Genomic DNA, 12,455 nt, shown 5'->3' on the forward strand with positions numbered 1-12,455 from the left:
AACTACCGTGTCCGCCACCGCCCGCCCCGCATCGACCCACGAACGGGAGGATCGCATCACCGCGCCCGACCGCCCCGGCCCCACCGTCGCCGACCTCGGCGAGTTCCCCGTGATCGACCGCGCGGTCGCCGGACGCCGCCAGCCCCCCACCACCCTCGTCGGACCGGGGCACGACGCGGCTCTCGTCGCCGCCGCCGACGGACGGGTCGCCGTCTCCACCGACATGCTCGTCGAGGGCCGGCACTTCCGCCTCGACTGGTCCACCCCGCACGAGGTCGGGCGCAAGGCCGTCGCCCAGAACGGTGCCGACGTCGCGGCGATGGGCGCTCGCCCCACCGCCTTCCTCGTCGGGCTCGGCTGCCCGCCCGACACCCCGGTCGGCGTGCTCGACGGCGTCTCCGCCGGGATCGGGGAGGCCGCCGAGGCGCTCGGCGCCGGCGTCGTCGGCGGCGACCTGGTGCAGGCGTCGCAACTGGTCGTGGCGGTGACCGTCCTCGGCGACCTCGGCGGGAACCCGCCTCTCCTGCGGTCCGCGGCCCGGCCCGGCGACATCGTCGCGCTGGCCGGTCCGACCGGGCGTTCCGCCGCCGGACTGGCCGTGCTCACCGCCGGACTCGCCGGTCACCCGGATCTGGTGGCCGCCCACAAGGTGCCGTCGCCCCCGTACGCCGCGGGCCCCGCCGCGGCCGCCGCCGGGGCCCACGCCGCAACCGACATCTCCGACGGCCTGCTCGCCGACCTCGGGCACATCGCCGCCGCGTCCGGCGTCGCGATCGACGTCTCGCACGAGCTGCTCGAGCCCGGACCCGGGCTGCGGTCCGCCGCCGCGGAACTCGGTGTCGACGTGTGGGAGTGGGTGCTCACCGGCGGCGAGGACCACGCCCTGGCCGCCTGCTTTCCCCCGGACGCGTCGCTACCCGCCGGCTGGCGTCCCGTCGGCACGGTGCGTGAGGGCCGCGGCGTCACCGTCGACGGTCACGACCGGCCGGGCCCCGGAGGCTGGCAGAGCTTCTCGAGATAGGTTTCAGGACATGGCTGTGTATGCGCTCGGCGACCGTGTGCCCGATATTCATCCCGACGCCTGGGTCCATCCCGATGCGGTGGTCATCGGCGACGTCACCCTCGGTGCCCGCGCCTCGGTGTGGCCCACCGCGGTCCTGCGCGGCGACTACGGCCGGATCGTCGTCGGCGCCGAGAGCAACATCCAGGACGGGACGATCATCCACTGCACCGCCGTGGACGCCACCGTCATCGGCGACGGAACCGTCGTCGGCCACAACGCCCACATCGAGGGCTCCACCATCGGCGACGGCTGCCTGATCGGTTCCGGCTCCCTCGTGCTCAACGGCTCCGTCGTCGGCGACGGGGCGATCGTCGCGGCCGGTGCGCTCGTGGCTCCCCGCTTCCAGGTCCCGCCGCGCTCGATGGCGATGGGTGTCCCGGCGAAGGTCCGGGAGGGATACGAGGTGCCGGAGGGGCACATCGACGCCAACGCCAAGATGTACGCGGCGAACGCCGAGTACTACCGCGGCGCGCTGCGGCGGATCGACTAGAAGGACCGGGCACCACCGATGGCTGTACGACCCTTGCCGGAGATCGTCGAGGAGGGCTGGGCGCGGGCACTGGCCCCCGTCGCCGACGACATCGCCGCGATGGGTGATTTCCTGCGCGCCGAGAACGCCGCCGGACGTGGCTACCTGCCCGCCGGCGCGAACGTGCTGCGGGCCTTCACCGAGCCGTTCGACCGGGTGAAGGTGCTCATCGTCGGCCAGGACCCGTACCCGACGCCGGGTCATGCCGTCGGGCTGAGCTTCTCGGTCGCACCGGACGTACGTCCGGTGCCGCGCAGCCTGGCCAACATCTACCGCGAGTACAGCGACGACCTCGGCCTGCCGACACCACCGAACGGCGACCTCACGCCGTGGTCGGCGCAGGGGGTGCTGCTGCTCAACCGCGTCCTGACGGTGCAGCCCGGCCAGCCCGCGTCGCACCGCGGCAAGGGCTGGGAGCGCGTGACCGAGCAGGCGATCCGAGCGCTCGTCGCGCGCACGGCACCGCTCGTCGCGATCCTGTGGGGTCGGGACGCGGCCACGCTCGAGCCGATGCTCGGCGACGTGCCCACCGTGAAGTCGGCGCACCCGTCGCCGCTGTCGGCCTCCCGCGGGTTCTTCGGTTCCCGCCCCTTCAGCCGAGCGAACGCGTTGCTGGCCGATCAGGGCGGGAACCCGGTGGACTGGCGCCTGGCCTGAACCGGGTGCGGCTGAGCCCCGGTCGCTCAGCCGCAGTCGCTCAGCCCCGGTCGATCGACTCGAAGTCGGGGCGCCGCTTCTCTACGAACGCGTCGACACCCTCGATGCCCGTGGGGGTGGTGGCCGCCGCGGCGATCGCCTCGGCCTCCGCGTCGAGCTGCTCGGACAACGACCGTCCCGTGGACTCGGCCACCAGTCGCCGGATGCCGGCGTAGGCGGCGGTGGGACCGTTCGCGAGGGTGCGAGCCACCCGCATCGCCTCGCCCTGCACCTCGTCGTCGGCCACGAGACGGCTGAGCACCCCGAGCCGCACGGCCTCGTCGGCGTTCAGGACACAGTCGGTCAGGATGATCTCCCGCGCGCGGGCGACCCCCACGACGCGCGGCAAGGTCCACGACATCCCGCCGTCGGGTGTGAACCCGATCGACGGGTACGCCGGGCGCAGCTTCGTCGAGGGACCGCCGAGCGCGATGTCTGCGTGCAGCACGATGCTCATGCCCGCGCCCGCCGCCCAGCCCTGGACCGCGGCCACCACGGGCATGCGAGCCGCGTCGAGGGCACGGACGAAGTCGTGGAACAGGCGTGCGACGTCGCCGACGAACTCGCCGCGGTCCGGCGCGGCGGCGAACGCACGGACGTCGCCGCCCGCGCAGAAGTTGGCGCCTTCACCGACGAGCAGAACGGCGCCGACCCCGGCGCCGGCGGATCGCAGGGCCTCGATCCCCTGGGCCATGCCCGCGGGGGAGAGGGAGGTGCCACGCTCGGCGGTCGCCACGGCGATGCGCAGCACGCCGTCCTCGATACGGACGTGGGACAGTACTGATTCGGTCACCCGGGGCACCCTACCGGGTGCCCCGACGGTCGGTGCGAGGCCGTCGCTACCGTCCGGGCGAGCCTCTTGTGACGGGTGGTTGCGAGTCCCTCGCGAGGGGGACCGGACACGACGAGGCCCCGGCGTCGCAACGCCGGGGCCTCGTCGAACCGGATATCAGCCGCGGACGACCTTGCCTGCCTTGAGGCAGGAGGTGCACACGTTGACCTTGCGCGTGTTGCCCGGGGCAACCTGAGCGCGAACGCTCTGGATGTTCGGGTTCCAACGACGGTTGGTACGCCGGTGCGAGTGCGAGACCGACTTACCGAAGCCGGGGCCCTTGGCGCATACGTCGCAGACGGCAGCCATAGTCGCGAACTCCTTGGTGAGTAGTGGATATTTTCGTGTCTTCGTCGGCCTGCGAACACGGGAAGGCGTCCGCCACCCGTGCGAGGCAACCCTGCAAGCGTAGCGGGTGGGTGTGGCAATGGCCAAACCGGCCGGCCTGCGGGCACACCGTTACCCTTGCGTCACCGGTTGCGTGGTGGGCGAAGAGGGGGAAGCAGGTGCTCGAGGTCGGGGAAGCAGTCGACGGGACCGCCCTGCGCAGATGGGTGGATCTCGGGTTGCGGGTCCTCGCCGAGCGCCGCGACGAGATCAACAGCCTCAACGTCTTCCCCGTCCCCGACGGCGATACCGGCACCAACCTGCTCGTCACCCTGCGCTCCGCGGCAGCGGAACTCGACACCTCCGCGGCCGACGCCGACGATGTCGCCACGATCGTCGGCGCCCTGGCGCGCGGCGCCTTCCACGGCGCCCGCGGCAACTCCGGGGTCATCCTCGCCCAGATGCTGCGTGGCCTGGCCGATGCGCTCGACGGTGCCGTCGTGGTCGACGGCGCCGAACTCGGGCGCGCCTGGTGTCATGCCGCCGACCTCGTCACCCGCGCCCTGAGCTGCCCCGCCGAGGGCACGATCGTCAGTGTGCTGCACGCGGCCGCCGACGGCGCGCACGCGGCCGGCGGATCCGGTTCGCTCGTGGCGGTGGCGACCGCGGCGGCCGATGCCGCCGCCGAGGCCGTGCAACGCACCACGGCACAGCTCGACGTGCTGGCCGAGGCTGGGGTCGTCGATGCCGGTGGACTCGGTCTGCTCCTGCTGCTGGACGCGTTCGTCGAGACGGTTTCCGGCCGGCGTCCGGACCGGGCGCCGATCGCGACGTCGCGGCCCGGCGCCCCCGTCCGGCATGTCGGGCACGACGGGCGCGGCCTCCGCGACGACGGCCAGGACTTCGAGGTCATGTACTTCGTGGAAGGCTCCGACACCACCCGCATGGACGTCCTGCGTGCCCGTCTCGACGCGCTGGGGGACTCGGTTGCCGTCGTCGGTGACGGCGCCGGCACCTGGTCCGTGCACGTGCACTGCTGCGACGCGGGAGCCGCCGTCGAGGCCGGCCTGGAGGCCGGGAGGCTGCACCAGGTCAGCGTCACCTGCTTCGCGCTGGAGGCTCGGCAGCGGAGCGGCGTCGATCCGGTCGGTTCCGGTGCCGGAACTCGCTCGGTGCTCGCCGTCGTGGCCGGCGACGGAGCGGCGGAACTGTTCGAAGCCGAGGGTGCCGCGATCGTGCGAGCGGACCATCCGATCACCCGCCGGCATCTGCTCGACGCGATCCGCCGGCTGGGCAGCCGCGACGTGATGGTTCTGCCCAACGGTGCGCTGCCCGCCCAGGAACTCGTCGCCGTGGGTGCGGCGGCCCGCGACCACCGGCGTGAGGTGATGTTCCTGCCCTGTTCGTCGATGGTGCAGGGGCTGGCGTCGCTCGCGGTGCACGACCCGAGCCGCGATTCCGCCGACGACGCCTTCGCCATGTCGGAGGCGGCCGCCGCGACGCGGTGGGGCTCGTTGCGCATCGCGAACGAACGCGCCCTGACCTGGGTGGGAACCTGCGAGCCGGGGCACAGCCTGGGCCTGTCGGGTCACGATGTCGTAGTCATCGAGCATGATCTCGTGACGGCGGGAGCGTCGCTGCTCGACAAGGTGCTCGCCGCGGGCGGAGAGCTCGTGACGATGCTCGTCGGTCTCGACGCCCCCGACGGACTCGCCGAGCAGCTGACCCGGCACGTCAACGACCGCCACCCCGAGGTGGAGGTGCTGGTGTACCACGGAGGGCAGCGCAGCGACCTGCTGCAGCTCGGCGTGGAATAGCCGGCACAGGAACAGTCGGACGCCGGATACCGGTGTCGATCGGAGCGGAGAGGACGGCAGTGGCGACACTCGCGGACCGACTCGATCATCTTCTCGGCCGCAAGACCGCGGAGGCACTCGCCGAGTCGTTCGGCATGACCACCGTCGAGGACCTGCTGCGCCACTACCCCCACCGGTACGCCACCCAGGGCGCCGAGCTCGGCGACTCGCAACCGGCCGAGGGCCAGCACGTGACGATCATCGCGCGGGTGGCCAAGGCCGACGAGGTGCGGATGAAGAGCCGCCCCGGTACCCGTCTCGCTGTCGTGCTCGAATCGGACCGGCAGAAGATCGACGTGACCTTCTTCAACCCGCACAAGGTCAAGTACAACATCAAGCCCGGGGTGCGCGGCATGTTCTCCGGCACTGTCAAGTACTTCCGTGACAAGTGGAGCCTGGCCCACCCGAGCTACATCATCCTGCCCGAGCCCCGCGGCCCCGAGATCGGCGGCGCGGCCCCCCGGCCCGCCCGGGTACGTGGCGCCGGCGCCCTCGCCGGGATGGCCCGCAGTGCCCAGGGCGACGGCGGCATCGACATGTCGATCTTCGACCGGGCCCTCATCCCGATGTATCCCGCCACCCGCGACGTCGAATCGTGGACCGTGATGCGATGCGTGCGGCAGATCCTCGACCAGCTCGAGACCGTCGACGACCCGCTGCCCGACTGGGTGCGTCGCGAGCACGGCCTGATCGGGCTGGACGAGGCGCTGCGCCGCATCCACCTGCCCGACGACCGGGACGACGTCACCGCCGCCCGCGAGCGCCTGCGGTTCGACGAGGCCGCGGCGGTGCAGCTCGTGCTCGCCCGGCGCCGACACGACGTCGCGGTGCGCACCGCCCCGGCGTGCCCGCGCCGCAGCGGCGGTATCGCCGACGAGTTCGATCGGAGGCTGCCGTTCGAACTGACCGCCGGCCAGCTCGCCGTCGCGGGCGAGATCGCGGCCGACCTCGCCGGCGAGCATCCGATGAATCGGTTGCTGCAGGGCGAGGTCGGTTCGGGCAAGACGATCGTGGCGCTGCGGGCCATGCTGCAGGTCATCGACGCGGGGCACCAGTGCGCGCTGCTCGCCCCGACCGAAGTTCTCGCCGCCCAGCATGCGCGGTCGCTGACGAGGATGCTCGGCGACCTCGCCGAGGCGGGCGAACTCGGTGCCCACGAACTGGCCACGAAGGTCACCCTCGTGACGGGATCGATGGGCACGGCCCGCAAGCGGCAGGCCCTGCTCGACATCGTGAGCGGCGACTCGGGGCTCGTGATCGGCACCCACGCGCTGATCCAGCAGGGCGTCGAGTTCCACGACCTCGGGCTCGTCGTCGTCGACGAACAACACCGCTTCGGGGTGGAGCAGCGCGACGTGCTGCGCAACCGCGGCCGCGACGGTGCCAGCCCGCACGTGCTGGTGATGACGGCGACACCGATCCCGCGCACCATCGCGATGACCGTCCTCGGCGACCTCGAGGTGTCCACATTGCGGGAACTGCCCCGCGGCCGGTCGCCCATCACCAGCCGGGTCGTGGCGGCGAAGGTGCATCCGAGCTGGGTGACGCGCGCCTGGGAACGCATCGGCGAGGAGGTCGCGGCGGGCCGGCAGGCGTATGTGGTGTGCTCGCGCATCGGCGACGGCGACAGCGACGAGGACGCCGACCTCGTCGACGTCGACGTCGACGAGGCGGAGACGACCGGCGGGCGCAGGGGAAAGGGCACGCCTCCCGAGACGAAGTCGGTTCTCCAGCAGTTCGAGGAGCTCGCCGGGGGGCCGCTCGCCCATCTGCGGGTCGGGCTGCTGCACGGGCGCCTGCCCGCCGACGAGAAGGACGCGGTGATGCGCGACTTCGCCGCGGGCGACATCGACGTGCTGGTGTGCACCACCGTCGTCGAAGTGGGCGTGGATGTGCCCAACGCGACGGTGATGGTCATCGTGGATGCCGATCGCTTCGGGGTCAGCCAGCTGCATCAGCTGCGCGGCCGGGTGGGCCGGGGCGGGCATGCGGGGCTCTGCCTGCTCGTGACCGATTCAAAACCGGGCGCGCCCGCCATGGCCCGCCTCGAGGCCGTCGCCGCGACGACCGACGGATTCGCGCTCGCCCAGCTGGACCTGCAGCAGCGCCGCGAGGGGGACGTGCTCGGCGTCGCCCAGTCGGGCACCACGTCGACGCTGCGGATGCTCTCGCTCGTCGACGACGTCGAGGTCATCTCGGCCGCGCAGGCCTTCGCCCGTGCGGTGACCGACCGTGATCCGCGGCTCGAGGACCACCCCGGTCTGGCCCGCATGGTCTCGGCCGCGCTCGACACCGAACGGGTCGCGTACCTCGAGAAGTCGTGAGGTTACGTTTCGCGCACGTCGGGTGCGGCGCCCGCGTGAGGTGACGGCGGACGCCTCCTCCGTGTTTCCGGCGCGTTAAAGATCTCTCGACCTGCATCGTTTCAGTCGGCCGAAGACTGCCGTTCGTCCCACGATCTGGGATGCAGGCGCCGAACGGAGTGTTACGTCGCGGTACCGTCGTCCAATGTTCTCCAAAGTGCTTGTCGCCAACCGAGGCGAGATCGCGATCCGCGCGTTCCGTGCCGCCTACGAACTGGGTGCCGGTACCGTCGCGGTGTTTCCGTACGAGGACCGCAATTCCCTGCACCGGCTCAAGGCCGACGAGGCCTACCAGATCGGGGAGCAGGGGCATCCGGTCCGCGCGTACCTGTCCGTGGCTGAGATCGTCGCCGCCGCCAAGAAGGCCGGGGCCGACGCGGTCTACCCCGGCTACGGCTTCCTGTCCGAGAACCCGGATCTGGCGGCGGCGTGTGCGGCGGAAGGCATCACCTTCATCGGTCCGTCGGCGCACGTGCTGGAGCTGACCGGGAACAAGGCCCGGGCGATCGCCGCGGCGAAGGCGGCGGGCCTGCCGGTGCTGGCGTCGTCCGAGCCGTCGGCCGACCTCGAGGAGCTGCTCGAGGCGGCCGAGTCGATGGAGTTCCCGATCTTCGTCAAGGCCGTCGCCGGCGGCGGCGGACGCGGCATGCGGCGCGTCGCCGAGCGCAGCCAGCTGCGCGAGGCGATCGAGGCGGCGTCCCGAGAGGCGGACGCGGCGTTCGGCGATCCCACGGTGTTCCTCGAGCAGGCCGTGGTCGATCCCCGGCACATCGAGGTGCAGATCCTGGCCGACGGCCAGGGCAACGTCATGCACCTGTTCGAGCGGGACTGCTCGCTGCAGCGCCGCCACCAGAAGGTCATCGAGCTGGCCCCGGCACCGAACCTCGCGCCCGAGCTGCGCGAGCGGATCTGCGCGGACGCCGTCGCGTTCGCGAAGCAGATCGGCTACAGCTGCGCCGGCACCGTCGAATTCCTCCTCGACTCCCGCGGCAACCACGTCTTCATCGAGATGAACCCGCGCATCCAGGTCGAGCACACGGTCACCGAGGAGATCACCGACGTCGACCTGGTGCAGGCGCAGCTGCGCATCGCCTCCGGCGAGTCGCTGACCGACCTGGGCCTGTCGCAGGACAAGGTCGCCATCCGCGGCGCGGCGCTGCAGTGCCGCATCACCACCGAGGATCCGGCCAACGGCTTCCGGCCCGACACCGGCCGCATCAGTGCCTACCGCACGCCCGGCGGCGCCGGCATCCGCCTCGACGGCGGCACCTCCGTCGGCGCCGAGGTCTCCGCCCACTTCGACTCGATGCTGGTCAAGCTCACGGCCCGCGGCCGCGACCTGCCCACCGCCGTCGCCCGCGCCCGCCGCGCGGTCACCGAGTTCCGCATCCGCGGCGTGTCGACGAACATCCCCTTCCTGCAGGCCGTGCTCGACGACCCGGACTTCCGGGCCGGCAACGTCACCACGTCGTTCATCGACGAGCGACCCCAGTTGCTGACCGCCAAGACGTCCGCGGACCGCGGCACCAAGATCGTCGAGTACCTGGCCGACGTGACGGTGAACAAGCCGCACGGCGAGCGCCCGACGACGGTGTACCCGCACGACAAGCTGCCGAAGATCGACCTCGACGTCGCCCCGCCGGCAGGCTCGCGGCAGCGGCTGCTCGCCCTCGGCCCGGACGGCTTCGCGAAGGCGCTGCGCGAACAGAAGGCCCTCGCCGTCACCGACACCACCTTCCGCGACGCGCACCAGTCGCTGCTCGCGACCCGCGTGCGCAGCAAGGACCTGCTCACCGTCGCCGGTCACGTCGCGCGGATGACCCCGCAACTGCTGTCGATCGAGGCGTGGGGCGGCGCCACCTACGACGTCGCGCTGCGGTTCCTGCACGAGGATCCGTGGGAGCGTCTTGCGGCGTTGCGCGAGGCCATCCCCAACATCAACCTGCAGATGCTGCTGCGCGGCCGGAACACGGTCGGCTACACCCCGTACCCGGAGGTGGTCACCCGCGCGTTCGTCCGTGAGGCCACCGACACCGGCATCGACATCTTCCGCATCTTCGACGCGCTGAACAACGTCGACCAGATGCGGCCGGCGATCGACGCGGTCCGCGAGACCGGGACCGCCCTGGCCGAGGTCGCGATGTCCTACACCGGGGACCTGTCGAATCCCGGAGAGACGCTCTACACCCTCGACTACTACCTGCGCCTGGCGGAGCAGATCGTCGAGGCCGGGGCCCACGTGCTGGCGATCAAGGACATGGCCGGACTGCTGCGCGCCCCCGCGGCCGCCACCCTGGTCTCGGCGCTGCGCAGCAACTTCGACCTGCCGGTGCACGTGCACACCCACGACACCCCCGGCGGCCAGCTCGCGACGTACCTCGCGGCGTGGCAGGCCGGCGCCGACGCCGTCGACGGGGCGTCCGCCGCGCTGGCCGGCACCACCAGTCAGCCCGCGCTGTCGGCGATCGTCGCCGCGGCGGCCCACTCGGAGCACGACACCGGCCTCGACCTGCAGGCCGTGTGCGACCTCGAACCGTACTGGGAGGCGCTGCGCAAGGTGTACGCGCCGTTCGAGTCGGGCCTGCCCGCACCCACGGGCCGCGTCTACACCCACGAGATCCCCGGCGGGCAGCTGTCGAATCTGCGGCAGCAGGCCATCGCGCTGGGCCTGGGTGACCGGTTCGAGGAGGTCGAGGCAAAGTACGCCGCCGCCGACCGGATGCTCGGCCGGCTGGTCAAGGTCACCCCCTCGTCGAAGGTCGTCGGTGACCTGGCTCTGCACCTGGTGGGCTCCGGCGTCGCCAGCGAGGAGTTCGCGGCCGATCCGTCCCGCTTCGACATCCCGGACTCGGTGATCGGATTCCTCCGCGGCGAGCTCGGCACTCCGCCCGGCGGGTGGCCCGAGCCGTTCCGCTCGAAGGCCCTCGAGGGCCGGGGCGCCCCCAAGGCCGAGGTGCCGCTGACGTCCGAGGAGGAGAAGGCCCTCGACGACACCTCCACCGAGCGCCGCGCCACCTTGAACCGGCTGCTGTTCCCCGGCCCGACCCAGGCGTTCCTCGAGCACCGGGACCGCTACGGCGACACCTCGGAGCTGTCGGCCAACCAGTTCTTCTACGGGCTGCGGCGCGGGGAGGAACACCGGGTGCGCCTGGACAAGGGCGTCGAGCTGCTGATCGGGCTCGAGGCGATCTCCGAGCCGGACGAGCGCGGCTTCCGGACCGTGATGTGCATCCTCAACGGGCAGCTGCGCCCGGTGTCGGTGCGCGACAAGTCCGTCGCCAGCGAGGTTCCGGCCGCGGAGAAGGCCGATCGCGCCAACCCCGGGCACGTCGCCGCGCCCTTCGCCGGCGCCGTGACCCTCCTGGTCGCCGAGGGTGACCGGGTCGCCGCCGGCGACACCGTCGCCACCATCGAGGCGATGAAGATGGAGGCCGCGATCACCGCTCCGCGCGGCGGCGTGGTCACTCGCGTCGCCCTCGCCGGGGTGTCCCAGGTGGAGGGCGGTGACCTGCTGGTCGTCGTGTCCACCGAGGAGAGCGCGGAGTGATCGGACGGTTCTCCGGGACGGTGCGATGACCCGGATCGTGGCCGGCCGGGCCGGGGGGCGGCGCCTGAAGGTGCCGCCCCGCGGGACCCGCCCCACCTCCGAGCGGGTCCGCGAGGCGCTGTTCAGCTCGCTCACGGCCCGGATGGAGCTCGACGGCGCGTCGGTGCTGGACCTGTACGCCGGCTCCGGCGCGCTCGGGCTCGAGGCGTTGTCCCGGGGCGCTGCCCACGCCCTGCTCGTCGAGTCCGACGCGCAGGCCGCCGCGGTGATTCGCCGGAACATCCGCGAACTCGGGCTGCCTGCGGTGCTGCGGGCGGCGCCGGTGGCCGCGGTGCTCGGCGGTGCCCCGGACCGGGTCTACGACCTCGTGCTCGCAGATCCGCCGTATGCGGTGACCGAGCAGGCGGTGTCCGCGATGCTCACCGTTTTGGTCGACGGGGGCTGGGTGGGGGAGGGCTCGGTGGTGGTGCTCGAGCGTTCTTCCCGCTCGCCGGAGACGGTCTGGCCGGACGCCCTCGAACCGGAACGCGTCCGCAAGTACGGTGAGACCCGGATCGAGATCGCCACCTGCTACGGTTCGGACTCATGAGCAGTGCGGTCTGCCCCGGTTCGTTCGATCCCGTGACCAACGGCCACCTCGACGTCATCTCGCGGACTGCCGTGCAGTTCGACGAAGTGACGGTGACCGTCGTGATCAACCCCAACAAGCAGGGAATGTTCACGGTCCCCGAGCGCATCGAGATGCTCACCGAAGCCACCGCCCATCTCGGCAACGTGCGCGTCGACTCCTGGCAGGGCCTGCTGGTGGACTACGCACGCGCCCACGGGATCACCGCCATCGTCAAGGGCCTGCGCGGGGCCAACGACTTCGACTACGAGCTGCAGATGGCGCAGATGAACCACAAGCTCACCGGCGTCGACACCCTCTTCGTCGCGACCAACCCGGCCTACAGCTACCTGTCGAGCTCTCTCGTCAAGGAGGTCGCCACCTACGGCGGCGACGTCGCCGACATGCTTCCGGCAACGGTGCACAAGCGGCTCCTGGCGCGGATCGCGGAGCGGACAGCCGCGCAGCGCTGATCGGACCCAGCCGCGCAGCACTGATCGGATCCGACGGGCGGGTCGGCGCGGCCCGTTCGATTGCCGACACACCGGGTGCGCGATGCGCGACTCGGACGGTACCTGCGGCAGACTTGCATCCGGCGCCGGTCGCACCGGCCGCGCCGGGACGACGATTGGGGT

Annotated in this window: 10 protein-coding genes; 8 read left to right on the forward strand and 2 right to left on the reverse strand. The window is 72.0% G+C overall.

The features are described 5' to 3' along the window. The first annotated feature begins 109 nt into the window (after positions 1 to 109). The 3 genes from ACWPQI_RS09695 to ACWPQI_RS09705 are packed head-to-tail and all read left to right on the forward strand — an operon-like array spanning position 110 to position 2,249. Positions 110 to 1,021 (forward strand): thiamine-phosphate kinase, encoded by a 912-nt coding sequence (locus ACWPQI_RS09695; protein WP_026137703.1) that lies wholly within the window; start codon positions 110 to 112, stop codon positions 1,019 to 1,021. Positions 1,022 to 1,031: 10 nt separating this feature from the next. Then, the gene (locus ACWPQI_RS09700; RefSeq protein ID WP_474738781.1) at positions 1,032 to 1,553 is read left to right on the forward strand and encodes a gamma carbonic anhydrase family protein; all 522 of its coding nucleotides are present in this window, start codon (positions 1,032 to 1,034) and stop codon (positions 1,551 to 1,553) included. An 18-nt stretch (positions 1,554 to 1,571) separates the two neighbouring features. Continuing rightward, the gene (locus ACWPQI_RS09705; RefSeq protein WP_010592796.1) at positions 1,572 to 2,249 is read left to right on the forward strand and encodes a uracil-DNA glycosylase; all 678 of its coding nucleotides are present in this window, start codon (positions 1,572 to 1,574) and stop codon (positions 2,247 to 2,249) included. A 40-nt stretch (positions 2,250 to 2,289) separates the two neighbouring features. Here the strand turns inward: ACWPQI_RS09705 and ACWPQI_RS09710 are convergent, their stop codons facing one another. Together ACWPQI_RS09710 and rpmB are read right to left on the reverse strand one after the other, a co-directional pair. Then, complete coding sequence (locus ACWPQI_RS09710; RefSeq protein ID WP_010592795.1) at positions 2,290 to 3,081, reverse strand: enoyl-CoA hydratase-related protein; 792 nt, start codon at positions 3,079 to 3,081, stop codon at positions 2,290 to 2,292. Between the two features lie 156 nt (positions 3,082 to 3,237). Continuing rightward, entirely contained in the window at positions 3,238 to 3,429 is a 192-nt protein-coding gene (rpmB, locus tag ACWPQI_RS09715; RefSeq protein WP_003939060.1) for a 50S ribosomal protein L28, read from the reverse strand. Positions 3,430 to 3,626: 197 nt separating this feature from the next. Between rpmB and ACWPQI_RS09720 the strand changes: the two genes are divergently transcribed. From ACWPQI_RS09720 to coaD, 5 genes are all read left to right on the forward strand, one after another. After that, positions 3,627 to 5,264: a DAK2 domain-containing protein gene (locus tag ACWPQI_RS09720; RefSeq protein WP_017680525.1), complete on the forward strand. Its 1,638-nt coding sequence runs from the start codon at positions 3,627 to 3,629 to the stop codon at positions 5,262 to 5,264. Between the two features lie 59 nt (positions 5,265 to 5,323). Then, the gene (gene recG, locus ACWPQI_RS09725) at positions 5,324 to 7,627 is read left to right on the forward strand and encodes an ATP-dependent DNA helicase RecG (RefSeq protein WP_010592792.1); all 2,304 of its coding nucleotides are present in this window, start codon (positions 5,324 to 5,326) and stop codon (positions 7,625 to 7,627) included. A gap of 184 nt (positions 7,628 to 7,811) precedes the next feature. Beyond that, the gene (locus ACWPQI_RS09730) at positions 7,812 to 11,213 is read left to right on the forward strand and encodes a pyruvate carboxylase (RefSeq protein WP_010592791.1); all 3,402 of its coding nucleotides are present in this window, start codon (positions 7,812 to 7,814) and stop codon (positions 11,211 to 11,213) included. Positions 11,214 to 11,238: 25 nt separating this feature from the next. After that, positions 11,239 to 11,802 carry a 16S rRNA (guanine(966)-N(2))-methyltransferase RsmD gene (gene rsmD / locus ACWPQI_RS09735; RefSeq protein ID WP_010592790.1) on the forward strand — a complete coding sequence of 188 codons (564 nt, stop codon included), beginning with the start codon at positions 11,239 to 11,241 and terminating at the stop codon, positions 11,800 to 11,802. After that, positions 11,799 to 12,293, forward strand: a complete 495-nt coding sequence (gene coaD / locus ACWPQI_RS09740; protein WP_003939055.1) for a pantetheine-phosphate adenylyltransferase — start codon at positions 11,799 to 11,801, stop codon at positions 12,291 to 12,293. Before rsmD ends, coaD begins: the two co-directional genes overlap by 4 nt. The last annotated feature ends 162 nt before the right edge of the window (positions 12,294 to 12,455 follow it).

Source organism: Rhodococcus sp. LMD (genome assembly GCF_056108245.1).